The sequence below is a fragment of the Streptomyces sp. TLI_171 genome (assembly GCF_003610255.1).
In the GTDB taxonomy this organism is placed as follows: Bacteria; Actinomycetota; Actinomycetes; order Streptomycetales; family Streptomycetaceae; genus Kitasatospora.
The window spans coordinates 4,495,291-4,518,647 of the sequence record NZ_RAPS01000001.1 but is presented as its reverse complement, the minus strand read 5'-3'; the positions used below and the strand labels follow the sequence as shown (position 1 = coordinate 4,518,647).

The 23,357-nt window shown below is 75.4% G+C and carries 20 protein-coding genes; 8 read left to right on the top strand and 12 right to left on the bottom strand.

Annotated features, from left to right (window positions below):
• The first annotated feature begins 4 nt into the window (after positions 1–4).
• Positions 5–754 carry an SDR family oxidoreductase gene (locus BX266_RS20685; protein ID WP_099901934.1) on the top strand — a complete coding sequence of 250 codons (750 nt, stop codon included), beginning with the start codon at positions 5–7 and terminating at the stop codon, positions 752–754.
• A 108-nt stretch (positions 755–862) separates the two neighbouring features.
• Here BX266_RS20685 and BX266_RS20680 read toward each other — a convergent pair whose 3' ends face one another.
• Positions 863–1,108: a hypothetical protein gene (locus BX266_RS20680; RefSeq protein WP_099901932.1), complete on the bottom strand. Its 246-nt coding sequence runs from the start codon at positions 1,106–1,108 to the stop codon at positions 863–865.
• Between the two features lie 69 nt (positions 1,109–1,177).
• Positions 1,178–2,479 (bottom strand): acetyl-CoA carboxylase biotin carboxylase subunit family protein, encoded by a 1,302-nt coding sequence (locus tag BX266_RS20675; RefSeq protein WP_099901930.1) that lies wholly within the window; start codon positions 2,477–2,479, stop codon positions 1,178–1,180.
• Between the two features lie 249 nt (positions 2,480–2,728).
• Between BX266_RS20675 and BX266_RS20670 the strand changes: the two genes are divergently transcribed.
• Both BX266_RS20670 and BX266_RS20665 read left to right on the top strand, forming a co-directional pair.
• Positions 2,729–4,351 carry an MFS transporter gene (locus BX266_RS20670; RefSeq protein WP_099901929.1) on the top strand — a complete coding sequence of 541 codons (1,623 nt, stop codon included), beginning with the start codon at positions 2,729–2,731 and terminating at the stop codon, positions 4,349–4,351.
• A 29-nt stretch (positions 4,352–4,380) separates the two neighbouring features.
• Positions 4,381–5,988: an FAD-dependent monooxygenase gene (locus tag BX266_RS20665; RefSeq protein ID WP_180290556.1), complete on the top strand. Its 1,608-nt coding sequence runs from the start codon at positions 4,381–4,383 to the stop codon at positions 5,986–5,988.
• 66 nt (positions 5,989–6,054) lie between these two features.
• On the opposite strand, the gene BX266_RS20660 is transcribed toward BX266_RS20665, so the two are convergent.
• The 6 genes from BX266_RS20660 to BX266_RS20635 all read right to left on the bottom strand — a co-directional run bounded on the left by BX266_RS20660 (position 6,055) and on the right by BX266_RS20635 (position 11,889).
• Positions 6,055–7,005, bottom strand: a complete 951-nt coding sequence (locus BX266_RS20660) for an aldo/keto reductase (protein ID WP_099901925.1) — start codon at positions 7,003–7,005, stop codon at positions 6,055–6,057.
• 121 nt (positions 7,006–7,126) lie between these two features.
• Positions 7,127–8,362, bottom strand: coding sequence for a beta-ketoacyl synthase (locus tag BX266_RS20655; protein ID WP_180290555.1), 1,236 nt, complete (start codon positions 8,360–8,362; stop codon positions 7,127–7,129).
• Positions 8,362–8,601, bottom strand: a complete 240-nt coding sequence (locus BX266_RS20650) for an acyl carrier protein (protein ID WP_099901923.1) — start codon at positions 8,599–8,601, stop codon at positions 8,362–8,364. The genes BX266_RS20655 and BX266_RS20650 overlap by 1 nt, the downstream gene beginning before the upstream one ends.
• A gap of 87 nt (positions 8,602–8,688) precedes the next feature.
• Positions 8,689–9,693, bottom strand: a complete 1,005-nt coding sequence (locus tag BX266_RS20645) for a beta-ketoacyl-ACP synthase III (protein ID WP_099901921.1) — start codon at positions 9,691–9,693, stop codon at positions 8,689–8,691.
• 127 nt (positions 9,694–9,820) lie between these two features.
• Positions 9,821–10,855, bottom strand: coding sequence for a ketoacyl-ACP synthase III family protein (locus BX266_RS20640; protein ID WP_099901919.1), 1,035 nt, complete (start codon positions 10,853–10,855; stop codon positions 9,821–9,823).
• A 41-nt stretch (positions 10,856–10,896) separates the two neighbouring features.
• The gene (locus tag BX266_RS20635) at positions 10,897–11,889 is read right to left on the bottom strand and encodes a ScbA/BarX family gamma-butyrolactone biosynthesis protein (RefSeq protein WP_180290554.1); all 993 of its coding nucleotides are present in this window, start codon (positions 11,887–11,889) and stop codon (positions 10,897–10,899) included.
• Positions 11,890–12,047: 158 nt separating this feature from the next.
• Between BX266_RS20635 and fabG the strand changes: the two genes are divergently transcribed.
• Together fabG and BX266_RS20625 are read left to right on the top strand one after the other, a co-directional pair.
• Positions 12,048–12,752: a 3-oxoacyl-ACP reductase FabG gene (gene fabG, locus BX266_RS20630; RefSeq protein WP_099901915.1), complete on the top strand. Its 705-nt coding sequence runs from the start codon at positions 12,048–12,050 to the stop codon at positions 12,750–12,752.
• 36 nt (positions 12,753–12,788) lie between these two features.
• A complete protein-coding gene (locus tag BX266_RS20625) occupies positions 12,789–13,493 on the top strand; it encodes an HAD family phosphatase (protein WP_099901913.1) in 705 nt (234 codons plus the stop codon).
• Positions 13,494–13,634: 141 nt separating this feature from the next.
• Here the strand turns inward: BX266_RS20625 and BX266_RS20620 are convergent, their stop codons facing one another.
• From BX266_RS20620 to BX266_RS20610, 3 genes are all read right to left on the bottom strand, one after another.
• Entirely contained in the window at positions 13,635–14,600 is a 966-nt protein-coding gene (locus BX266_RS20620) for an ACP S-malonyltransferase (protein ID WP_099901912.1), read from the bottom strand.
• Positions 14,601–14,646: 46 nt separating this feature from the next.
• Positions 14,647–17,385 (bottom strand): beta-ketoacyl synthase N-terminal-like domain-containing protein, encoded by a 2,739-nt coding sequence (locus tag BX266_RS20615; protein ID WP_099901910.1) that lies wholly within the window; start codon positions 17,383–17,385, stop codon positions 14,647–14,649.
• Between the two features lie 70 nt (positions 17,386–17,455).
• The gene (locus BX266_RS20610) at positions 17,456–18,310 is read right to left on the bottom strand and encodes a helix-turn-helix domain-containing protein (RefSeq protein ID WP_259464781.1); all 855 of its coding nucleotides are present in this window, start codon (positions 18,308–18,310) and stop codon (positions 17,456–17,458) included.
• Between the two features lie 211 nt (positions 18,311–18,521).
• On the opposite strand from BX266_RS20610, the gene BX266_RS20605 reads away from it, so the two are divergent.
• The 3 genes from BX266_RS20605 to BX266_RS20595 all read left to right on the top strand — a co-directional run bounded on the left by BX266_RS20605 (position 18,522) and on the right by BX266_RS20595 (position 22,686).
• Positions 18,522–18,977: a carboxymuconolactone decarboxylase family protein gene (locus BX266_RS20605; RefSeq protein WP_099901908.1), complete on the top strand. Its 456-nt coding sequence runs from the start codon at positions 18,522–18,524 to the stop codon at positions 18,975–18,977.
• A gap of 331 nt (positions 18,978–19,308) precedes the next feature.
• A complete protein-coding gene (locus tag BX266_RS20600) occupies positions 19,309–20,907 on the top strand; it encodes an MFS transporter (protein WP_099901905.1) in 1,599 nt (532 codons plus the stop codon).
• A gap of 378 nt (positions 20,908–21,285) precedes the next feature.
• Positions 21,286–22,686 (top strand): alpha/beta hydrolase, encoded by a 1,401-nt coding sequence (locus tag BX266_RS20595; RefSeq protein WP_259464780.1) that lies wholly within the window; start codon positions 21,286–21,288, stop codon positions 22,684–22,686.
• A gap of 46 nt (positions 22,687–22,732) precedes the next feature.
• Here BX266_RS20595 and BX266_RS20590 read toward each other — a convergent pair whose 3' ends face one another.
• Positions 22,733–23,344, bottom strand: a complete 612-nt coding sequence (locus tag BX266_RS20590) for an ATP-dependent endonuclease (RefSeq protein ID WP_099901903.1) — start codon at positions 23,342–23,344, stop codon at positions 22,733–22,735.
• Positions 23,345–23,357: the final 13 nt, after the last annotated feature.

Here is a 23,357-nt window from a genome sequence, read left to right as displayed (position 1 = left end):
ATCCATGAGCGAAACCATGATCACCCTGGTGACCGGCGCGAACAAGGGCATCGGCCGCCAGATCGCCGCCCGGCTCGGAGCCCTGGGCCACGTCGTCGTGATCGGCGCACGCAGTGCCGAGCTCGGCCGGAAGGCCGCCGCGGAGCTGCGCGACGGCGGCGCCGACGCGGCGTCCGTCGTGCTCGACGTGACCGACCCGGCCTCGGTCGGCGCGGCCGCCACCGAGATCGAGTCCCGCTACGGCAGGCTCGACGCGCTGGTCAACAACGCCGGCATCAGCCGCCCCCCGGGCAGCGACCTGGACGACCAGCGCCCCAGCACGGCGGACCTCGACGTGCTGCGCGCCGTCTTCGAGACCAACTACTTCGGGGTGGTCGCCGTCACCAACGCGATGCTGCCGCTGCTGCGCCGATCGGCCTCGCCGCGGATCGTCAACGTCTCCAGCTCGGTGGGCTCGCTGGGCATCGGCGCGGACCTGGTGCACGCCGACGGCGGGCCGATCCCGATCTCCGCCGGGTACTGCCCGTCGAAGACCGCGCTGACGGCCCTCACCCTGCAGTACGCCCGGGAGCTGCTGCCCGACGGCATCAAGGTCAACGCGGTCTGCCCCGGCTACGTCGCCACCGACCTGAACGGCCATCGCGGTCACCGCACCCCCGCCGAAGGCGCGGTGGCCGCCGTCCGGATGGCCACCGTCGGCGCCGACGGACCGACCGGCACCTTCACCGACGACGAGGGCCCGGTCCGCTGGTGAGCCGACACGGCCCGGCCCCGCCGCACACCAGCGGCGGGGCCGGGCCGTTCTCCCCGCGCACCGGCGGGAGGGGGGTGCCGGTGCGCGGGGGTGAGGGTGGGTGGGACGTCAGTGGTCGGCCAGGCGCCACTCGCGCAGCGCGGGTTGGGCGAGGGCGGCCTGCACCGCCTGCCGGGCGGCGACCGGGTCGGGGGCGTTCAGCCGGAGGTCGGCGCGGCCGCCGTCCACCGTGAAGTCGCCGACCCATTCGCCGGGCAGTTGGGCCAGCAGCCTGGCGATGCCGAAGCCGGCCGAGCTGGTGGCCTCGGCGTCGTCGGTCAGCACCGTGATCGTGTAGGGGGGCCCGGAGGGCATCTTCTCTGATCCTTTCTCATTGGTACGGCCGGCCCCGACGCGGCGGCCGGGGCCGGGGAGTCCCTGCCCTCATCCGAGGGCCGGGACGGGGGCCGCGGTCGGAGCGGCGGACCGCACGGCGGCCTGCTCCTCCGCGGCGTCCAGGGCGGCCCGGCATCCGGGACCGTCGGCGGCGCTCGCCGCGAGCAGCGCCACGCCCGTCAACTCACCTGCGGGCACCAGGCTTTCGACCTCGCTGCAGGGCACCGTGCGGACCACCACGGTACCGTCCGGGCGTTCCACCACCCGGGCGATCCCGGGGACCGCGGCGGCCGGGTCGGCGGGCAGCACCAGCCGGATGCCGGCGGCCCGCCGGTACTCGACGCGCTCCCGGACCGGGCGGCCGAGGGCGAGCCGCAGGGCGGCGGCGGCCAGGTCGACGCCGGTGGCCATGCAGCCCATCAGCGGGATCAGGTCGCCGGCCAGCCAGCAGCCGGCCCGCAGCGCCACCGGCCCGTCGGCGGTGAGCTGCACGTCGAGGTGGGTGACGCCGTGCCGTATGCCGAGGGCGGCGTGCGCGCGGCGGGCGAACTCGGCGAGTTCGGGGGCGGGTTCGCCCGCGGAGGCGTCCACCAGGTACTGGCGGCTGACCTCGGGGCCGCGGCCGCGTTCCCGCTCGGCCGCGTACCAGGTCCGCACCCGGCCGTCCTCGACGGTGCAGCAGAGCGTCAACTCCGGTCCGTCCAACGCGGGTTCGACCAGCACGCCACCGCCCTGGCCGGACAGCGGGGCGAAGCCGCCGCCCGCCGCGGCGAGGAAGGCGCGCTCCACGTCGGCCAGGGTCTCGGCCCGGCGGGACTCGGCGCCGGGCATCGGGTGACGGGCGGTCAGCACCACCGGCAGGCCGAGTTCGGCGGCGGCCCGCTCGGCCTCGGCGACGCCGGCTGCCAGCCGGACCCGACGGGTGCCGACGCCGGCATCGTTGAGCAGGGTGCGGGTGGCCCAGCGGTCCTGCACGGTGCGGACCACGGCGGCGCCGGGGCCGGGCAGGCCGAGCTCCTCGGCGAGTTCGGCGGCCGGCTCGGCGAGCCGCTCGTCGCAGACCACCACACCGGCCACCCGGTGGCGGCGGGCCAGGTCGCGGGCGGCGGTCAGCAGCGAGACCCGGTCGGGGGCGGCGGTGGCGAAGTCCTCCATGTAGGGCGACTGCCAGGACGGCAGCTGGGTGTCGAGTCCGACCAGCAGCGCCTCCTCCGCCATCGCGAGCAGGGCGTATTCGCGGAACTGGCGGCGACCGGTGCCCAGCACCAGGACGGTGGGCACACCGGCCGGGCCCGCTGCGGCGTCGGCGGCGACCGGGGCCGTCCCGGTGCGCGCGGTTCGTACGGCCATGGGGGTTCCCTTTCAAGGTGTCGGGCGGGGTGGTCCGGCGGGAGCGCCCTGAGCGGGCGGGCCGGTGACTGCATCCAATGTGCGACGGCGGGCGGGCGACCGGTGCCGGATCGGGTGCCACCAAGCTGTCGGCGGACGGCAACTTGCTGCCACGGGTCCCGGCCAGCGAAATCAGCCCTTAGCTTCGCATCAGAATTCTGATATACATCAGAACACGCTGTCGTCTTCGACCGACTGGAGTCCGCACCCATGAGCAACACCGTCCCCGCCCCCGGTGGGCGGCGCCTGCGGAAGGGCCTCGCCCTCACCGCGGTCTGCCTCGCCGGCGGAATCCTGCCCGCCTCACTGACCGGTTCCTCCGTCGCACTGCCCGGCATCGGCCACGACCTGGACGCGGGCCTCGCCCCGCTCCAGTGGGTGGTCAACTCCTACAACCTGACCTTCGGCAGCTTCATGCTGGCCGCCGGCTCGCTGGCCGACCGGGTCGGCCGCCGCCGGATGTTCACCGCCGGCACCGTGCTGTTCGCGCTCTCCTCGCTGCTCAGCGCACTGGCCGGGAACGTCTACCTGCTGGACGCGCTGCGCGCGCTGGCCGGCCTCGGCGCCGCCGCGGTGCTCACCTCCGGCAGCGCCCTGCTCGCCGGCCTGTTCGAAGGCCCGGCGCTGGGCCGGGCGTTCGGCATCCTCGGCTCCTCGTTCGGCGCCGGACTCGCCCTCGGCCCGTCCACCGCGGGCCTGCTGGTCAGCGCCTTCGGCTGGCGGGCGGTGTTCCTCTCGCACCTGGCGGTGGCCGCGCTCGCCCTGGTGCTGGTCCCGGTGGTCCCCGCCGACCGCCCCGAACGCTCCGGCGGCCGGGCCGACTGGATCGGCACCCTGACCTTCACCGGCGCGCTGTTCCTGTTCACCCTGGCCATGGTCGAGGGCCCGCAGCTCGGCTGGTTCGGCGGCGGGCAGGTGCCCGGGCTGGTGGCCGGCAGCCTGGCCCTGCTGGTCGCCTTCGTGGTCGCCGAACGCCGGCTGAAGCACCCGATGTTCGACCTGACGCTGTTCCGCAACCCGCGGTTCGTCGCGGTCTGCCTGATGCCCGTGGTGCTGGCCTTCGGGTTCGTCAGCCTGCTGGTGCTGCTGCCCAGTTGGCTGGTGGCCGCCGACGGCCTGTCCACCGCCGCGGCCGGCGCCGCCATGATGGCGCTGACCGCGCCCGTGCTGCTGCTGCCCGCGCTGGCCGGCAAGCTGTCCGCCCGGGTCCCGGCCGGCGCGCTGCTCGGCGCCTCGCTGGTGCTGATGGCCGCGGGCACCGCCTGGCTGACCGTGGTCCGCCCCGGCATCTCCACCGCCGCGCTGGTCGGCCCGCTGCTGGTGATCGGCGCCGGCATGGGCATCGCGGCCGGCCTGCTGGACGCGGCCGCGATCGGCTCGGTCGAGCCCGAGCGGGCCGGCATGGCGGCCGGCATGTTCAACACCATGCGGCTGGCCGGCGAGACCGTCGCCATCGTCATCATGAGCGCGATCCTGGTCAGCCTGACCGCGGGGCGGCTCACCGGAGCCCCGGCGGCCGGCGGCGCGCTGGCCGGCAAGCTGGTCGGCGGTGACCTGTCCGGCGCGCTCGCGCTCGCCCCCGGCGCCGACCCGGCCGCCTTCACCGCCCAGCTCGCCGACGGCTACACCGGCGCGCTGCGCCTGACGCTGTGGATCCTCACCGCGATCTGCCTGCTCAGCACCGTCCCCGTGGTGCTGCTGGTGCGCGACCGCAGGACCGCCCCCGCCGCGACCGCCCCGGACGCCCCGGACGCCCCGGCCGGCGAGCTGTCGACCGCCGCGCTCGACGCCGGCTTCGAGGCCGCGCAGGCCGCCCCGGTGGGTGCCAAGTGACCCGGCCCGACCACCCGAAGGAGCCCCAGGTGTCCACCGCCAGCCCCTACCCCGTCCTGGTCGTCGGCGCGGGCCCGGTCGGCCTGACCGCCGCCACCGAACTGCTGCGCCGCGGCGTGTCCGTGCGCTGCGTCGACCGCGCCGCCGCGCCCTCGCCGCTGTCCAAGGCACTGCTGGTCTGGCCGCGCACCCTGGAGATCCTGCGCCGGCTCGGCGGCGGGAACCACATAGCCGAGCGCGCCATGCCGCTGCGCGCCTTCCGCTACTACTCCTCGGGCGCGCCGGTCGGCTCGCTGGAGTTCCGGCCGGTCGACCAGCCGGTGATCATGCCGCAGCCGGACGTCGAGGCGGCCCTGCTCGACTCCCTCGGCCAGGCCGGTGGCGCCGTCGAGTGGTCGACCCGGCTGCTCGGTCTGGAGCAGCACCGGGACCGGGTGACCGCCACCCTGACCGGCCCGGACGGCGAGCCGTACACCGCCGACTTCGCCTACCTGGTGGGCGCGGACGGCGCCGGCAGCACGGTGCGCGAGCTGCTCGGCATCACCTTCGAGGGCCTCACCTACCCGAACACCTTCGTGGTCGCCGACGCCGAGATGGAGGGCGACCTGGCGCACGACGACAGCCACTACTTCTGCTCCCCGCGCGGCGTGCTGGTCACCTGCGGGCTGCCGAACGGCCGGTTCCGGGTGTTCACCTCCGCCCCGCCGGACCTGCCGCGCGAGGAGGTGACGCTCGATCAGGTCCAGCAGCTGGTGGACGAGCGCGGCCCGGGCGGGCTGACGCTGCGCAACCCGACCTGGGTGAGCGCGTTCTCGGTGCACGCCCGGCACGCCGAACGGACCCGCGAGGGCCGGGTGTTCCTGGTCGGCGACGCGGCGCACATCCACAGCCCGGCCGGCGGCCAGGGCCTGAACACCGGTGTCGGCGACGCCTACAACCTGTCCTGGAAGCTGGCGCTGGCGCACCGCGGCCTGGCCGGCGAGCAGGTGCTGGACAGCGTCCGGACGGAGCGCGGGCAGGTCGCCGAGGCGATCGTCAAGCAGGCCGACCTGCAGACCCGGGCCTGGATGCTGCCCAAGCCCGCGCAGCGGGCGGTCCGGGACGCGCTGCTGCGGGCCGCCTCGGCGGTCCGGCTGGGCGACCTCTGGTACGTGCCGTGGCTGGCCGGGTTCCGCACCGTCTACCGCGACCCGGCGGGCGGCCGGCCGCAGCGGGCGGGCGGCTTCACCGCCGGTGCGCTGGTCGGCGACCGCGAGGTGTGGGACGTCCGGGCCTCCCGCCGCAGCGGTCTGCGGCAGGCGCTCGGCGACCTGCGGCACACCCTGCTGGTGGTCGCCGAAGGCGGCGCGCTGCCCGCGGCGGCCCGCCGCGCGGTGCAGTCGGCGGCGGACCGGTACGGCGAGCTGCTGGAGGTGCGGGTGCTGGACACCGCGGAGGCCGAACTGCGCGACGGCCGCCCGGCCGAGCTGCGGCCCCGGCAGGCGCGGCGGCGGGGTCGGCAGCCCGCGCTGGTGCTGGTCCGGCCGGACCAGCACGTGGCGGTGGCGGTCCCGGCCGACCGGCCGGGCGTCCTGCTGGACCACCTGGCCGCGCTGGGCGCGGGGGCGCGGGCCGCGGAGCGCACCGCCCTGGTCTGAGCCGCTGCACGCGGAAGGGCCCGCCGGACACCGTCCGGCGGGCCCTTCCGCGTGCTCGACGGTCCGTCAGTAGCGGTTGCCGACGGGGGCGGGCACCGCGTCGAGCAGGTGCAGGTCGGCGTCGGTGAGGTGCAGGGTGCCGGCAGCCGCGTTGTCGCGCAGGTGGCGGGAGTTGCGGGTGCCGGGGATGGTGACCACGTGCGGCCCCTGGGCGAGGGTCCAGGCGAGGGCGGTCTGCGAGAGGGTGGCGCCGTGCCGGGCGGCGACGGGCTCGACGGCCCGGACGATCCGCAGGTTGGCCTCGATCGCCTCGGCGGTGAACCGGCCGTTGTGGGCGCGGAAGTCCTCGTCGGTGAACGAGGCGGAGGAGATGGAGCCGGTGAGGAAGCCGCGGCCGAGCGGGGCGAAGGCGACGAACGCGGCGCCGTTGGCGGCGCACCACTCGAGGATGCCGCCCTCGCCGAGCGGTTCCCTGGTCCACAGCGACAGTTCGGACTGGACGGCGGCCACCGGGTGGAGCCGGTGCGCGGCGGCGGCCTCGGCGGCGCTGACCTCGGACAGGCCGAGCTGCCGGACCTTGCCCTCGGCGACCAGTTCGGCGAGCGCGCCCCAGCTCTCCGCGAGCGGCACCGCCGGGTCGATCCGGTGCAGGTAGTACAGGTCGATCCGGTCGGTGCCGAGCCGGCGCAGGCTGGCCTCGACGGCCCGCCGCAGGTGGGCGGGCGAGCCGTCCCGGTGCAGCACCCGGGCCTCCAGGTCGTCGACCACCAGGCCGGCCTTGGTGGCCAGGAAGGCGTCGTCGCGGCGGCCGGCCAGCGCCTTGCCGAGGAGTTCCTCGTTGTGGCCGTCGCCGTAGATGTCGGAGGTGTCGAGGTGCCGGACGCCCAGGTCGAGGGCTTCGCGGAGCACCGCGGCGGACCGCGCGTCGTCGCGGCCCGCCTCGTCGTAGATCCAGCTCATGCCCTGGCAGCCGAGGCCGATCGGGCCGGCTTCGGCGAGGGTCGGCGGAGTGGTCATGCGGGGTCCTTCCACTGGTCGGGGTGACGCACCGTCAACGGTGCGCGGGCGGGGGCGGAAACGCGAACGCGCCGTGGCGCCGCTCCCCCGCCGGGGAGCGGCGCCACGGGCGGACGCGGCGTCAGGCGGCGGTCACCACCAGGACGGCGTTGTGGCCGCCGAATCCGAACGAGTTGCTGATCGCGACGTCGACCTTGGCCTCCCGGGCCGCGCCGTGCACCACGTCGATCTCGACTCCGTCGTCGAGTCGCTGCAGGTTGGCGGTGGGCGGGAGTTGGCCGCGTTCCACGGCGAGGACGGTGAACGCCGCCTCGATCGCGCCGGCGGCGCCCAGGGTGTGACCGGTGACGCCCTTGGTGGAGGTGACGGCCGGTCCGTCGCCGAACAGCCGGTGCACCACGCGGGCCTCGGTGGAGTCGTTCAGCGGGGTGGAGGTGCCGTGCGCGTTGATGTGCTGGATGTCCGCGTGCCCGAGGCGGGCGTCGGACAGCGCGGCCTGCACGGCGAGTTCCACTCCGGCGCCGGACGGGTCCGGGGCGGTGGCGTGGTGGGCGTCCGCGGACGCCCCGTAGCCGCTGATCCGGGCCCGGATCCGGGCCTTGCGGGCCCGGGCGTCGGCCATCCGCTCCAGCACCAGCACGCCGGCGCCCTCGGCGGCGACGAAGCCGTCCCGGTCGGCGTCGAACGGCCGGGAGGCCGCCGCCGGGTCGTCCTCGCGGCCGGACAGCGCTCCCATCTGGTGCAGTCCGGCCAGCACGGCCGGGGAGAGCGCGGACTCGCTGGCCCCGGCGATCACCACGTCGCAGGTGCCGGCCCGGAGCAGCTCCCGGCCGATGCCGATCGCGGTGGCGCCGGAGGCGCAGGCGGTGGCGGTGACCAGGTTGGGGCCCTTGGCCTTCAGGTCGATCGCCACGTAGCCGGACACCATGTTCATCATCGACATCGGGATCAGCAGCGGGGAGACCCGCTTGGGCCCGTGGTCGCGCAGCCGCTGGTGCTGCTGCTCGAAGGTGCCGGTGCCGCCGAGCGAGTTGCCCAGCACCACGGCGACCCGGGCGCCGTCCCAGTTCTGCGGGTCCAGGCCGGCGTCCTCGACGGCCTGGCGGGCGGCGACCATGGCGAGTTGCACGAAGCGGTCGAGCCGCCAGGAGTTCTCCCGGCCGAGCAGCTCCGCCGCGTCGAAGCCGGGCACCAGGCAGGCGAAGCGGACGGCGGCGTCCGCGAGCGCCGGATCGAGGGCCGCGGTGGAGCGGCCGGAGGTGATCCGCTCCCAGTTCGGCTCGATGCCTATCCCGGCCGGCGTGACCAGGCCGAGCCCGGTCACGGCGACGTCGAATCGCGGGTCGTGGAGGGTCATCAGACCGTCACGCCCTTGGCCTCCACCAGTTCCACGGTGTCGACGATGGTGTGGTTGATGGACAGCTCGTCGTGCGCCACGAAGATGTCGAACTCCTCGCTGAAGGTCAGCGCGAGCTCCAGCAGCGCCAGCGAGTCGAAGCGCAGGTCGCTGAGGACGACGCCCTCGCTCAGCTCCTCCGGCTTCACGCCGAACTTGCCGGTGAGGATGGTGGTGACGCGGTCCTTGATGGCGTTCATGGGGTTCCCCTCGTATCGGTGGTGCTCGTCTGTGGTGGTGGTGCGTCAGCGCCTTTGCTGCAGAACTGCGGTGGTGGTGCGGGCCGCTCAGACCAGGTCGAGCGCGGGCCACTCGACGGCCGCGGAGCCCCAGGTGAGGCCGCCGCCGAAGGCGGTCATCAGGACGCGCTGGCCGGGCCGGAGGAAGCCGTCGGCGGCGGCGTCGGCGAGCGCCAGCGGGATGGACGCGCCGGCCGTGTTGGCGACCCGGTCGAGGTTGACCACGGCCTTCTCGCGCGGGAGCTTCAGCTGGTCGGCGACGGCGTGCAGGATCCGCAGGTTGGCCTGGTGGCCGACCAGCCGGTCGACGTCCCCGACGCCCCAGCCGACCCGCTGCAGCACCGTCCGGGAGGAGGCGGCCATCCGCAGCACGGCCTGCATGAAGACCGGGTGGCCGTCCATCGTGAAGTAGGTGTCCTCGACGGCCGGGGGCAGTCCGGTGGAGCGCTGCCGGGAGCCGCCGGCCCGGACGGTGATCAGGTCCACGCCGGAGCCGTCGCTGCCCAGGTCCACGGCCTTGAGCGCGCCGGGTTCGTCCGGGTCGCCCGCCCGCAGCACCACGGCCCCGGCGCCGTCGCCGAAGATCACGCTGGTGGTGCGGTCGGTGGGGCTGAGGATGGTGCTGAACGCCTCGGCGGCGATCACCAGCACCCGGTCGGTCTGGCCGCTGGCGATCAGGCCGGCGCCGGTGGCGAGGCCGTACAGGAAGCCGGTGCAGACGGCGGAGACGTCGAACGCGGCGATGTGGTCGAGGCCGAGCCGGGTGGCGACCTCGGGGGCGGTGCCGGGGCAGGGCCGGTCGGGGGTGGTGGTGGCCAGGACCAGTGCGCCGGGCGGCTGGCCGCCGGCCGATTTCAGGGCCCGGCTGCCGGCCTCGACGGCCAGGTCCGAGGTGGCGGCGCCGGGTTCGACGAAGTGCCGGGTGGCGATGCCGGTGCGGGTGCGGATCCATTCGTCGTCGGTGTCGAACTGCCGGGACAGGTCCTCGTTGGTGACGACGCGCGGCGGCACCCAGGAGCCGATGCCGGCGATCACGGCGGCGCGGCCGGTCATCTCGCCGCCTCGGGCCGGCGGGCCGGGACGCGGGGCCCCGGCGGGACGGTGGTGCTGGGCATGGCGTTCCTCTCTGGCTGGTGGAGGTCTACGGGGCTGCTCGAACTGCGGTGGTGCACGGGGTGGTTCAGTTCCGGGGTGCGCGGACCACGGCGGCCGACCAGGTGAAGCCGGCGCCGCCGCTGACGGCCACCGCCAGCTCGCCGGGGGCGAGCAGTCGGCGGTCGACCAGGTCGGCGAGGTTGGCCGCGGTGTCACCGGCGCCGAGGTGGCCGGTCCCGGGGCCGAGGTCGTGCACCTCGGCCCCGGCCAGGAAGGCCACCGCGGGGCGGTACCCGGCGTCCAGCGCCTGCTTGCCGAGCCGGGGCAGCATGACGTGCCGCAGCTGCGGGTCGTCGGGTGTCAGCCCGGCCCGGTCGAGGGCGGTGCGGACGGCCCGGTCGACGCACTCCCGGGTGGCGTCGAACAGGCGGTCGGGGCCGTGGGCGGCCAGGAAGGCCTTCTTCGGCCGCCGGACGTCCACGGTCGGCCCGTGCCAGCGCGGCGCGGGGCTGAACGGGTCGTCGCCGCGGTGCACCGACTCCAGTTCGGGGGCTGCGGCGCCGGCCACGGCCAGCAGGTGCAGCACGTCGTCCTCGCGTTGGCCGGCGTGCAGCAGCAGCGCGGTGGCGGCGTCGCCGTAGGCGACCCCGTAGTCCCCGCGCCACCGGTCGAAGCCGGGGCCGCAGAAGCTGTCCGCGGTGGTGACCAGGGCGTGGCCGAGGCCGGGGTCGGCGGTCAGCCAGGCGACCGCGGTCTGCACGGCGGCGGGACCGCCGTTGCACATCTGCTGGATGCCGAGCGGGAACGCCCGGTCGGCGCCGAGCCGGTGGGCCAGGTAGTGCGGCGGGGACCAGAAGTCGTGTCCCTGGTGGTAGATCCAGGCGTGCAGGACGAGTCCGAGCTCGGCGGCGTCCAGTCCGGCCCCGGCCAGCGCCAGGCGGCCGGCCTCGACGGCGGCGTCCGGCGGCGGGATCTCGGCGACCGGGAGCCGCCGGGTGCCGAGCTTGGCGAGTTCGTCCGGGCCGAGCAGGCCGTCGGCGAGGGCGTCCTCGGCGGTGGAGACGCCCTCCGGGTACCAGGCGGCCACCGCGGCGATGCCGATGCCGGGCTGCGGGTTCATGGTGCTCCCCCCGTCTGTCGGTGTGTCGGTGTGGGTGGGGTTCAGCCGGCCGGGCGGACTTCGCCCAGGCCGATGGTGATCCGGGCGGCGTCGCCCGCCGGCTGCCGGACCGCGATCCGGACGGTGTCCGGGTCCTCGGCGTCCCGGCGGGCGTGCAGGGTGGTCGGCGCGTCGAGCTCGATGTACCGGGTGAAGTCGCCGTGCAGCGAGGTGACGACCTGTCGGGTGACCGAGCCGCGGCGGTCGTTGGCGACCAGCAGGGCCAGCTGCCGGGCGGCCTCGACGGCGACCATGCCGGGCACGTGGTCCAGCGGGTGGTCGAACATGCTGGGGTGTCCGGCGAGCACCCGCAGGTCGGCGACGGTGTCCTCGCCCTCGGTGCGCAGGCCCGCCAGCACCACGTTCTCCGGGCGGACCCGGCCGACCAGGTGCGGGGCGACGACCGCGCCGCGGTGCAGCGGGTCGGCGGCGTCGGACAGCGGCGGGTGGCTGCCGCCGCGGCCGTGCGCGCGGACCGCGCCGTACAGCGAGCCGGGCAGGTAGCTGGCGGACAGCCGGACGCTGCCGACCGGGGAGTCCCCGATCCACAGGTCCATGTCGTAGTCGAGCCCGCGCAGCGCACCGTCCCGGCTCTGCGGGTTGCTGGTGGTGACCTGGATGGCCAGTTCGGCCGGTCCGTCGGGCAGCTGCGGGGCCCGGCCGAGCTGACGCCAGGTCCAGGACCGGAGGATGAACTTGCCGTCGGCCGGGACGCCGTGGAAGACGTGCGCGGCGTAGGTCTCGGCCTGCCGGCAGCACTCCAGCAGCAGCAGCGGGTCGATCACCTGGCCCTCGACCAGGTGGTCGGTGAAGTACGGGTGTGCGGGCGGAAGTTGGGCCCCGGCCCAGAAGCGGTTGTGGTCGACCTGGACGGCGGAGGTGAGGAAGACCTCGCTGAGCGCGCGCCGGTGCAGCAGGGTGCGGTCGACGGTGCGGACGTAGTCCAGGTCGGTGGCGGCGGGGAGGTGGTGCGGGGGGCCGCTGGTGACGGTCATGGACGAGCTCCTCGATCCCGTGTGGATGGCTGCGAGCGGAGGTGATTTCGATTCAGACTTCGAATCTCTATCAGAACTCTGTCTTGAGTCAGTACCATACATACGTACGGAAGGCCCCGCAAGGACCTTCCCGCCGTCCCCATCACCCGGAGGTCCCCATGTCCCGCTCCGTCCTGGTCACCGGCGGAAACCGCGGCCTCGGCCTGGCCGTCGCCCGCGCACTCGCCGCCGACGGCGACCGCGTCGCCGTCACCCACCGCTCCGGCCCCGCCCCCGAAGGGCTGTTCGGCGTCGAGTGCGACGTCACCGACCCGGAGTCGGTGGAACGCGCCTTCAAGCAGGTCGAGACCGAACAGGGCCCCGTGCAGGTGCTGGTCGCCAACGCCGGCATCACCCGCGACGGGATGTCCGTGACGATGAGCGACACCCAGTTCGACGAGGTCCTGCAGACCAACCTGCACGCCGCGTTCCGGGTCGCCCGGCGGGCCGTCATGCCGATGCTGCGGGCCCGCTCCGGCCGGCTGGTCTTCGTCTCCTCCGTCAACGCGCTGCGCGGCAGCGCCGGGCAGGCCAACTACGCCGCTTCCAAGGCCGGGCTGATCGGCCTGGCCCGCTCGCTGGCCCGCGAGCTCGGCCCGCGCGGCATCACCGCCAACGTGGTCGCCCCCGGCTACGCGCACACCGACATGACCGCCGCCATCGACGAGCAGATACTCGCCGGCATCACCGCGCAGATCCCGCTCGGCCGGCTCGCCGCCGCCGAGGAGGTGGCCGCCGCGGTGCGCTTCCTGGCCTCCGACGCGGCCGCTTACGTCACCGGCGCGGTCCTGCCCGTCGACGGCGGCCTCGGCATGGGCCACTGAGGCCACCCACCCACCACCGGAAGGGAGTTCACCCCGATGATCCGCACCGCCGAGCCAACCCGCACCCGGCCCGCCGCCCGGAGGGCCCCGGTCGCCGCCGCCGCCTTCTTCGACGTGGACGAGACGCTGATCGGCGCCAAGAGCATGTTCCGCTTCCTGGAGCACTACTGGCGGGCCGTCGGCCGCCCCGACCAGGACTACCTCGACACCTGGGACCGGTTCGCCGGCTACCCCGCCGCGGGCGTCACCCGGGAGCAGTCCAACCGGCTGTTCTACCGCCTGTTCGCCGGTGACGAGGTCGCCGAGGTGCACCGGCACGGCGCGCGCTGGTTCGCCGCCGCGCTGGCCCGCGGCGACCTGTGGAACCCCTCCGGCACCGCCGCCTTCCGCCGGCACCGGGCGGCCGGCCACCTGACCGTGCTGGTCTCCGGCTCCTTCCCGCCCTGCCTGCACCCGCTGGCCGACGCGCTCGGCGCCGACCTGGTGCTGTGCTCCCGCCCCGAACAGGCCGACGGCCGCTACACCGGCGAGCTCGCCGAGCCGATGATCGGCGACGCCAAGGCCCTCGCCGCCCGCGCCCTGATGGCCGAGCACGGCCTCGCCCCGGCCGACTGCCACGCCTACGGCGACCACCCCTCCGACCTGCCACTGCTCGAACAGGTCGGCCACCCCGTGGTGGTCGGCGACGACCCCCGGCTGGCCCGGCTCGCCGAGCAGCGGGGCTGGACCCGGCTGCCCTGAGCCGCCCGGCGCACGCCGCTGCCCCGGACCCTCCGACGAGGCGTCCGGGGCAGCGGCGTGCGTACCGCTTGTGACGCCGAAGGGCCCGCCGCTCCCGGGGGTTGGGGAACAGCGGGCCCGTGGCGCCGGCCGGCGGTGCGGTCAGACCGCGGCGGCGGTGAAGCGTTCGGCCAGGGCGGCGACCTGCTCCGGGGTGCCCACGGCGGCGGCCGGGACGCCCGGCACGATCCGGCGGGCCAGGCCGCCGAGGACGGCGCCCGGGCCCAGTTCGACGAGCGCGGTGGCCCCGCAGGCGGGGCCGACCAGGGTGCGGACGGTGCGGTCCCACTGGACCGGCTCGACGACCTGGCGGACCATCAGCTGCTGCCACTCCACCGGGTCGCCGCCGTGCACCTGGCCGTCCACGTTCGCCACCACGGGGACGCGGGCGCTGCGCAGCGCGATCCCGTCCAGGGCGGCGGCCAGCCGCTGCTGCGCGGACTGCATCAGCGGGGAGTGGAAGGCCCCGCCGACCGGGATCCGGGTGACCCGGAAGCCTTCCTGCCCGGCCCGGTCGGTGAGCACGTCGATGCCGTCCCGGGTGCCGGAGACCACCGTCTGGGCGGGGCCGTTGAGGTTCGCCGGCCACACCTGCACGCCGTCGGCGCGCAGCCCCTGGGTCAGCCGGACGGCGCTCTCGATGTCGCCGCCGATCAGCACCGCCATGGTGCCGTCCACGGCCCGCGCCGCGTCCGCCATCGCCGAGCCGCGGGCGGCGACCACCACGGCCGCGTCCTCGATCTTCAGCACGCCGGCCGCGACCAGCGCCCCGTACTCGCCCAGGCTGTGGCCCGCGCAGGCCGCCACCGGCAGTTCCGGGACGGCCAGCCTGACCGCCTGAAGGATCACCATCTCCAGGGTGAAGGTGGCGAGTTGAGCGTTGTCGGTACGGCGCAGGGTCTCCGCGTCGGCGTCGATCAGCAGGGCGCCGACGTCGCGGCCGACGCGCTGCGAGATCGCGTCGACCACCCGCCAGTGCGGGCTGTCCAGCCAGGGCAGGCCCATGCCGGGGCGCTGCGCGCCCTGGCCGGGGAACATCAGGGCGATCCGGTCGGCCCGCTGGTCCATCGGGGTCTCCTTCCAGGGTGGGGGTGCGAGAGTAGGTGGTGGGGTGTCAACTCCTGGTCGAGAGCGCCTCGTCCAGGGCTGCCGCGAGGGCGCGGCGGTGCTCCGGGTGGTGCACCATCGTGTAGTGGTCGCCGGGCACCAGGACGGTGCGCGGCGGACGGTCGAAGCGCTGCGGCCAGCGGTCGGCGGTCTCGGCGCGCACGCCGAGCCGGGTGAACACCTCCGGCGGCTCCGGCGAGGCCGCCCGCACCAGCGTCGCCGGGACGCGCAGCCGGCTGCCGCCCGCCCGGTACTTCGCCAGCGCCCGGCAGTTCGCCCAGAACACCTCCAGGAAGACCCGGTACTCGGCGGTGGTCTGCGCGTTCCAGCCGGGCTGCCTGAGCAGTTCCACCGCCTCGTCGAACCCGGTCGGCGCGGGCCCGTCCGGCAGGTCCGCGAGTCCCAGCACCGACCTGCCGAACTCCGGCACGGCGGCCAGGAATTCGGCGAGCTTCGGCTTCGGGTACGCCTCCGGGGGCAGGGCGTCCAGCAGCACCAGGTGCTCGACCTGCTCGCCCTCCTGCTGCAGGATCCGGGCCACCTCGTAGGCGACCGTCCCGCCGAACGAGTACCCGCCGAGCAGGTACGGGCCGCGCGGGCGGACCCGGCGGATCTCCTCCAGGTGGGCCCGGGCCAGCGCGGGAACGCTGCCCAGTTCGGCGATCCGGGCGACCGGGAAGGACAGCGCCCACACCGTTCCCGGGTAGCCGCTGTGCGCCAGCAGGTTCTGGTAGCAGAACACGCTGCCGCCCGCCGGGTGGATCAGGAACAGGTCCCGTTCCCCCGTCCCGGGGCGCAGCCGCAGCAGCGTCCGCTCCCGCAGCAGTCCCGGCCGCGGCTGCTGCCGGGCCGCCGGGGCGGGCCGCTCGACCGGGCCGGGCTCGATCCAGTGCCGGCGGCGGCGCAGCGGCCGGGCCGGGACGGCGGTCCGGCGCGCGTTGCGCAGGTCGCCGAAGCTCTCGGTGCGGACCTGGGCCCCCGTCAGCCACCGCCCGGCGGGCGGTCCCGGATCGGCGGCCCGACCGGTCGCCAGGTACTCCCGCAGCGCGGCTCGCAGGCCGGCGGTGTCCGTGGCCCGCAGCAGGACCCGGTGGGGCAGCTCCGGCCGCGCCTCGGCGAGCGTCCGCACCAGGTCGTCGACCCGGACCGCGGGCTGCCGGTCCAGGTGCCGCAGCAGGTCGCGCGCCGACTCCCGCAACCCCGTCCGGTCCGCCGCCGACAGCGGCACCAGGTAGGCCCCGCTCGGCACTTCGCCCCGCTCCCGGACCGGCGGCGCGACCAGCAGGCAGTACACGTCGGCGCTCCCGGTCCCCAGCGTGGCCACGCACGCCGCGTCCACCCCACGCCCCCGTCCGCGCGCCTGCGGCACCCGGTCACCGGCCACCGCCCGAGGCACCCGCCCGCCCCCGCCGGCATCCACCCGGCCGGCCGTCGGGCCCGCTCCGGGTGCGAACTCCGTGGCACCGCCGGGCACAGCCCCGGCCTCGGCGGGCGGGCCGGCCGTCGGGGCGGTGTCGGCCGCGGCGACCCTGCCGGCCGTCGGGTCCGCCTCGGGTCCCGGCCCCGCAGGCTCTGCGTTCCGGCCGGGCGCAGTCCCGGATTCGGCCGCCCGGGCGGCCGTCGGGTCCCCTGCGGCTTGCCCGGTCGCCCGGTGGGCTGCGGCGGCCGCCCTGTCCGACTCCCCGTCCGCGGGGGCCGCTTCGGCGGCGCGCAGCAGCAGGGCGGAGGCGATCAGTCCCGTGACGCCGGCGGCGGTGCCGAGGTGGCCGAGGCGGGCGGCGGTGGGTTCGCCCAGGCGCCAGCGGGACGGGCCGGGGGACGTGACCAGGGCGGCGAGGCGGGCGGCGTCGACGGGGCGGCCGTCGGCGCTGTGCACGTCGAGGTGGCCGAGGCCGCCGGTGGGGAGGCCGGCGCCGGCCAGGAGGCGGTCGAGTCCGGAGGGGCCGGGCCCGACGGGGTGTTCGACGATCGCGGTGCCGCGGATCACCGCGTGGATGCGGTCGCCGGCGGCCAGTGCTTCGGGGTAGCGGCGCAGCACCACCAGCGCGCAGGCGTTGCCGCGGGGTTCGAAGGCGTGTCCGGTCTCGGGGTCGACGGCCCAGTGGCCGGCGGTCTGCGGGACGCGGACGGCCGCGCCGCCGGCCACCGCGATGTCGCACTCGCCGGCCCTCAGGGCCTCGCAGGCGAGGTGGACGGCGAGCAGCGAACCGTCCTCGCCGACCGAGGTGCCGGGGCCGCTGAGGCCGAGGCGGGTGACGGCGCGGGTGGCGACGAAGTCGGCGTCGTTGCCGAGCAGCAGCGCGGGGTTGAGGCCCTGGGCGCGGGTGGCGGGGTTCTGCAGCAGGTTGTTGACCAGGTAGGTGCTGGGTCCGGCGCTGCCGAACACGCCGATCCGGCCGTCCTGTTCGTCGATGCCGAGGCCGGCTTCCTCCAGGGCGGTCCAGACGCCTTCGAGGAACAGGCGCTGCTGGGGGTCGGTGAGGTCGGCCTCGCGGTCGGTCATGCCGAAGAAGTCGGCGTCGAAGAGTTCGACGCCTTCCAGCGGTGCGCCGCTGGGCACGTAGCGGGGGTCGGGCAGGACCTCCGCGGGCACCCGGGCGGCGGCGAGCTCGGCGGGGGTGAACTCCCGGACGGCCGTGCCGCCGCCGGCCAGCAGCCCGGCGAGGGCGGCGACGTCGGGTGCGGTGGGGAAGCGGCCGGTCATGCCGACCACGGCGATGGCGCGGGTGTCGACGGTTGCGGCCATGGCAGTCTCCTTCGGCGGCGCACGGGAGTGTGCGGCGAACGGGACCACCGTATCAGAACTCTGATACAAATCAGATGGCTACCACATCAGGGACCCCTACCACGCCGAGCAGTTGCAGGGCCTGCTCCGAGCTGCTCCCGGCCTCCGCGGTGTAGGTGACCAGGGTCTTCCCGCCACCGTCGGAGAGCGCGAACGCCTCGTAGTCCAGTTCCAGTTCGCCCACCGAGCGGTGGTACAGGCGCTTGCGCCCGAAGCCCTTCTCCTTGACGTCGTGCTTGGACCACAGCCGCCGGAAGTCCTCGCTCTTGACCGAGAGTTCGCCGACCAGCGCGGCCAGCGCCGCGTCGTCGGGGTACCGGCCGCAGGCCAGCCGCAGGTGCGCGATGGACTCCCGGGCCACCTCCTCCCAGTCCCGGTAGAACTCGCGCGCGGCCGGGTCCATGAAGGCCAGCCAGACCATGTTGCGGCGGGCGGCGGGCAGCGCGCCGAAGTCGGCGATCAGTGCGGCCGCCAGCGGGTTCCAGGCGATCACGTCCATCCGCCGCCCCAGCACGAAGGCGGGCGTGGTGGCGGAGAACGCGTCCAGCAGCCGCTGCACGCCGGGGCGGACCCGCTCGCCGCCGCGCTGCGGCGCACGCGCGGGGCGGGCCTCGGTGAGGGCGAGCGCCTCCAGGTGGCGCTGCTCGTCCTCGTCCAGGTTCAGCGCCCGGCCGATCGCGGCCAGGATCTCCGGCGAGGGGTTGCGGCCGCGGCCCTGCTCGATCCGGGTGTAGTAGTCCACGCTCACGCCGGCCAGCTGGGCCACGTCCTCGCGACGCAGGCCCGGGGCCCGGCCGCGGGACTGCCGGCGCAGGCCGACGGACTCGGGCTGCACCCGGGCACGGCGGGTGCGCAGGAAATCGGAGAGTTCTTCGCGTCGGTCCATGCGTTCCATCATGACCACGCGCGGGCGGCGGTGGCACCCCGCAACCTGGCCCTGCCGGAACCAGGTTGACGGTTCCCACGGCAAATCAGGGCCCTGGCTGCCCCCTTCGGAGCGGAGCAGGATCTGAGGTGTCGCCAGAACGGGGCGGCGGACGGAACACCGGCCGCCACCACTCCCCGCACCCGCCGCGCACCGACCGGAGGAACCCGCCATGACCGCTCAGACCGCCACCGCCACCGCCGCTCCCGCCGCCGCCGGCACCGCCGCCGCCTCTCGCTACGAGCGCGGGATCGCCCTGCTGGAGAAGGCGTACGGCGTGGACGCGACCGCCCAGACCGTCAGCTACCTGGACACCCTGAGCCCCGACTACTCCCGCTACCTGGTGGAGGCCGGCTTCGCCGACGTCTACGGCCGGGAGGCCATCGACCAGCGCGGCCGCGAGGTCATCAACATCATCGCGATGGCCTCGCTCGGCGGCCTGGAGGGGCAGCTGCAGCGCCACATCGAGGCGGCGCTGGGCCTGGGCACCTCGCCGACCGAGATCGTCGAGACGCTGTTCCACCTGAGCCTGATCATCGGTCACCCGCGGGCCAACGCCGCGCTGGCCGTCGCCAAGACCGTCTTCGACACCCTCGAGGTCAACCCCGTTCCCACCAAGGCCGCCTGACCCGCTGTGGAAGAGGGGGTCGGCCCGGACAGCAGGACCGGCGGTCGTGGGGACCGCCGGCCGGGCGGTGGTCGTGGGGGCCGCCGATCCGGATCGGAAACCACTGGTCAGTTATGACTCGGACACTGATCAGAGGTCTGATTCCACTCAGGGCTTGCATCAGAGTGCTGACATGGGGCAGCATTCTTTCAGCCGGACGGCACGGGGCGCCCGCCCCGGAGACCGGCCAGCCCTTCCTGTCCGGGCCGACTCCCCCCAGCGGACCGACCCGCACCGCCGCGACCGGCCGGACGAGTCCCGCACCGAGGAAACCCAAAGGAGTTGCCGCACCATGTCCACACGCACTCTTCCGCCCGAGGGCGGCCGGACCAGCACCGGAGCGGTGCTGGCCGCGGTCTGCCTGGCCGGCGTCCTGCTCCCGGTCTCACTGACCGGCGCCTCCGTCGCCCTGCCCAGCATCGGCACCGACCTCGGCAGCGGCCTGGCTGCGGTGCAGTGGGTGGTCAACGGCTACGACCTGACCTTCGCCAGCATCATGCTGGCCGCCGGCTCGCTGGCCGACCTGTTCGGCCGCAAGCGGATGTTCGGCGGTGGCCTGGCCGTCTTCGTGCTCTGCTCGCTGCTCGGCGCGCTCGCCCCGAACATCCTGGTCCTGGACATCGTCCGGGCCCTGGCCGGCGTCGGCGCGGCCGGCGTGCTCACCGCCGGATCGGCGATCCTCGCCCAGACCTTCGACGGCGCCGCCCGCGCCAAGGCGTTCGCCATGCTCGGCACCGCGTTCGGCGTCGGCATCGCGTTCGGTCCGGTGCTCTCCGGCCTGGAGGTCAGCTCCATCGGCTGGCGCGGCATGTTCCTCAGCCACGCCCTGGTCGGCGGCTTCGTGCTCGCCGTCCTGCTCCGCCACGTCAAGGAGTCCCGCTCCCCCGAGGGCGGCCGGGTCGACTGGGCCGGCACCTTCACCTTCACCGGCAGCCTGTTCCTGTTCATCCTCGCCCTGATCCAGGGCCCGCAGTGGGGCTGGGGCAACCCGCTGGTGATCGCCGCCCTGGTCGGCTGCGTCCTCGGCCTCGCCGCCTTCGCGGTGGTCGAGAAGCGTCAGCAGCGCCCGATGTTCGACGTCACGCTGTTCACCAAGCCGCGGTTCGTCGCCATCTCGCTGGTTCCGGTGGTGCTCGCCTTCGGCTTCACCGCGGTGCTGATGTTCCTGCCCTCGTACTTCATGTCGGTGGACGGCTCCAGCGCCAGCGACGCCGGCCTGGTCCTGATGTTCCTCACCGTCCCGACCCTGGTGCTGCCGATGGTCGGCGGCTCGCTCACCCAGAAGCTCTCCAACCGCCTGGTGCTCAGCGCCTCGCTGCTGGTCACCGCCGTCGGCGCGGCCTGGCTGACCGTCATCGGCCCCGGCTCCTCGGTGCTCGCCCTGGCCGGGCCGCTGATCACCATCGGCGTCGGCTTCGGCATCCCGCTGGGCATCCTGGACGGCGCCGCGATCTCCACCGTCGAGCCCGGCCGGGCCGGCATGGCCGCGGGCATGTTCAACACCATGCGCCTGGCCGGCGAGGTCGTCGCCATCGCCGCGATGGGCTCGCTGCTGGTCTCCGTCGCCCAGAACAAGCTCGCCGACGGTATCGACCGGTTCACCGGCACCTACGACGGCACCTCCGGCTCGCTCGCCAACGACCTGGTCCAGGGCAACCTGAGCACCACCGTCGGCAACGTCCCGGCCGGCAGCCGCGACACCTTCACCGCCTTCGCCGCGAACGGCTACACCACCGCCCTGCACACCTCGCTCTGGCTGCTCGCCGCGATCTGCGCGGTCGGCGCCGTCGGCATCGCCCTGCTGCTCAAGGACCGCCCCGGCGCGGTCGGGAACCTGCCGGTCGCGGACGCCACCGAGGCCGAGGCCCCGGCCCAGCCGATCGCCGCCTGATCCTCCTCCCCTCCCCACCCGGGTGCCCCGCACCCCCCTCCCGCCCGGCAGGGCCCGGTCTTCCCCCGGGACCGGACCCTGCCGGGCCCCACGATCCACTCCCCCGGTCTCCCCACCGGGGGAGCACGCGGTTCCGGCGCCCCCACCCCGCCGGACCACCCGCCCGAGCAGCCCCCCACCGCCCGGGCACCCGCACCGCCCGCCGGCGCCCCACCGCCGGAATCCGCACCGCACCACCCGCCGGCGCCCCACCGCCGCACCGCCCGGAGCCACCCGCCGGGCACTCGCTCCGCCAACGGCCCCCACGGCCGGACGATCGACCGCCGGCGTCCCACCGCCGGCCCTCCCCATACGATCCGCAGAGAGAAGCCCGCCATCATGTCCGAGTCCTCCAACTCCCGCACCGCGAACGGCAACAGAGCCCACCGCGTCCGCCGGACCAGCGCCGCCGTCGCACTGGCCGCCGCCACCACCCTGCTGCTCGGGACCGTCGCCGCCGTCCCGGCGAGCGCCGCCGACCACAGCTGGATCGAACAGACCGTCACCCTGGCCGCCACCCCCGCGCCCGGCCCGGCCGACACCCAGTTCGTCCACGTGCTCAAGGTCGGCCCGGCCGACGCCCACCGCGTGCTGGTGCTGATCCCCGGCCGCGGCGAGGCCGCCGGCGGCCTGCGGCTGGTCGCCGAGTCGCTCGCCCGGGCCACCCCGGGCCTGCAGGTCTGGGCGGTCGACCGCCGCGAGCAGGCGCTCGCCGACCTGAGCGGCTTCCGCGGCAGCCCCGACCGGGCCACCGCCTACTACGAGAGCGACGCGTACCGCACCCAGGACGCCGCCCGGGACGGCTACCTGGCCGACTGGGGCCTGGCCACCGAACTGGGCGACGTCCGCAAGGTGGTGCTGGCCGCCTCCGACCACGGCCGCCGCTCGGTCGTCCTCGGCGGTCACTCGCTCGGCGCCACCGCCGTCCTGGACTACGCCGCCTGGGACTTCGACGGCACCCCCGGCTACCGCGACCTCGACGGCCTGGTGGTCGTCGACGGCGGCGTCCGGGACGCCCTCAGCGGCGCCGGCATCGACTTCAGCCTCACCGCCGACCAGGCCGCCGCCTGGCGCGAGCAGATCGCCGCCGGCCAGGTCTTCGACAACGCCACCAGCGTCTACACCGGGTTCGGCGACCGCCCCGAGGCCGCCGCCGTCTGGTACGAGCTCGCCGCCGACTGGGCCCTGAAGGACCCGCACGGCGCCTCCGCCATCCAGGACCAGGTCCCGGCCGCGCACCGCCCGCCGCAGCGCGTCACCAACGCCGGCCTGCTCGGCTGGATGCTCGACCAGCACGCCCCGCTGCCCGGCTACTCCGTGCACTCCGGCCACCTCGACGCCGCCGGCGACTGGGTCGACGCCGGCCCGACCCCGCTCGCCCGGGTCGCCGAGGGCATGGCGGGCAGCAAGCCCGCCGCCTGGGAGTGGTACTCCCCCAACCGGCTGGCCCTCGACTACTTCGCGTCCTCCGCGTTCACCGACAACGAGGTCGCCCGCTCCCAGGGCCTGCGGCTGTTCCACACCAAGGACATCGACATCCCGCTGTACGCCTTCCAGTCCGACCTCACCCACGGGACCGTCGGCAGCTCGGCCCGCGCCGTCGCCGCCGACACCCGCATCCCGTCCGTCGACGTCGCCACCGACGAGTCGATGACCCACCTGGACATCCTCTTCGCGGACCCCGCCCACAACAGCTTCGTCCGCACCGCCGCCGCCTTCCTGGCCGGCCTGCCCCGCTGAAGCCCACGGAGGCCCCGCCCGACTCCCCGGGCGGGGCCTGCGTGCTTCACAGGTACCGGAGCAGACCGTCCAGCGGCGCGGGCGCCTGCTCCGGCTCCAGGGCCTCCGCCAGCAGCCGCCCGTAGCGGATCTTCCGCCCTTTCTTCGTCCCGAGGAACCGCCGCATCCGCTGCTCCGCCGGCCGCCCGCGCTGCGCCGGCTGACGGCCGAAGGTCTCCCACGCCGTCAGGTCCCCCTCCTCCCGCAGGAGTTCCACCACCCGCGGCACCCCGAGCGCCCGGACCAGCTCGTCCTCCAGGTCCGCCCGGCACACGAAGAACCCCTCCCAGGGCACCCCGGCGCGCGCCAGCCCCCGCTCGTAGAAGCCCTGTTCGTTGGCATCGCAGAGGCCGCCGAGGCGCACCCCGGATCCGGCCGGCCCCAACAGCTCGGCGAACCGCGCCACGCTCATCGCCCCGCCCATCGGCACCACGCACACCCCCTCGGCCGCCAGGTCCCGCCCCTGACGGGCCGCCAGCGCCTCCACGGCCGCCACGTCGCTCGGCCCCTCCACCAGCACCGCCGCCCGCACCCCGTCCCCGGGCACCGGCCCGGTCGCACCGGGTCCTCCCGCTGCCCGCCTGATCACCGCGTCCCGGAACGCCCGCATGTCTGCCATCCCCCGATCGTGC

Bases quoted from the DNA above. Each gene is read 5' to 3' on its own strand.
- BX266_RS20685 (WP_099901934.1), top strand. From the start codon at position 5: ATGAGCGAAACCATGATCACCCTGGTGACCGGCGCGAACAAGGGCATC.
- BX266_RS20680 (WP_099901932.1), bottom strand. From the start codon at position 1,108: ATGCCCTCCGGGCCCCCCTACACGATCACGGTGCTGACCGACGACGCC.
- BX266_RS20675 (WP_099901930.1), bottom strand. From the start codon at position 2,479: ATGGCCGTACGAACCGCGCGCACCGGGACGGCCCCGGTCGCCGCCGAC.
- BX266_RS20670 (WP_099901929.1), top strand. From the start codon at position 2,729: ATGAGCAACACCGTCCCCGCCCCCGGTGGGCGGCGCCTGCGGAAGGGC.
- BX266_RS20660 (WP_099901925.1), bottom strand. From the start codon at position 7,005: ATGACCACTCCGCCGACCCTCGCCGAAGCCGGCCCGATCGGCCTCGGC.
- BX266_RS20655 (WP_180290555.1), bottom strand. From the start codon at position 8,362: ATGACCCTCCACGACCCGCGATTCGACGTCGCCGTGACCGGGCTCGGC.
- BX266_RS20650 (WP_099901923.1), bottom strand. From the start codon at position 8,601: ATGAACGCCATCAAGGACCGCGTCACCACCATCCTCACCGGCAAGTTC.
- BX266_RS20645 (WP_099901921.1), bottom strand. From the start codon at position 9,693: ATGACCGGCCGCGCCGCCGTGATCGCCGGCATCGGCTCCTGGGTGCCG.
- BX266_RS20640 (WP_099901919.1), bottom strand. From the start codon at position 10,855: ATGAACCCGCAGCCCGGCATCGGCATCGCCGCGGTGGCCGCCTGGTAC.
- BX266_RS20635 (WP_180290554.1), bottom strand. From the start codon at position 11,889: ATGACCGTCACCAGCGGCCCCCCGCACCACCTCCCCGCCGCCACCGAC.
- fabG (WP_099901915.1), top strand. From the start codon at position 12,048: ATGTCCCGCTCCGTCCTGGTCACCGGCGGAAACCGCGGCCTCGGCCTG.
- BX266_RS20625 (WP_099901913.1), top strand. From the start codon at position 12,789: ATGATCCGCACCGCCGAGCCAACCCGCACCCGGCCCGCCGCCCGGAGG.
- BX266_RS20620 (WP_099901912.1), bottom strand. From the start codon at position 14,600: ATGGACCAGCGGGCCGACCGGATCGCCCTGATGTTCCCCGGCCAGGGC.
- BX266_RS20615 (WP_099901910.1), bottom strand. From the start codon at position 17,385: ATGGCCGCAACCGTCGACACCCGCGCCATCGCCGTGGTCGGCATGACC.
- BX266_RS20610 (WP_259464781.1), bottom strand. From the start codon at position 18,310: ATGGACCGACGCGAAGAACTCTCCGATTTCCTGCGCACCCGCCGTGCC.
- BX266_RS20605 (WP_099901908.1), top strand. From the start codon at position 18,522: ATGACCGCTCAGACCGCCACCGCCACCGCCGCTCCCGCCGCCGCCGGC.
- BX266_RS20600 (WP_099901905.1), top strand. From the start codon at position 19,309: ATGTCCACACGCACTCTTCCGCCCGAGGGCGGCCGGACCAGCACCGGA.
- BX266_RS20595 (WP_259464780.1), top strand. From the start codon at position 21,286: ATGTCCGAGTCCTCCAACTCCCGCACCGCGAACGGCAACAGAGCCCAC.
- BX266_RS20590 (WP_099901903.1), bottom strand. From the start codon at position 23,344: ATGGCAGACATGCGGGCGTTCCGGGACGCGGTGATCAGGCGGGCAGCG.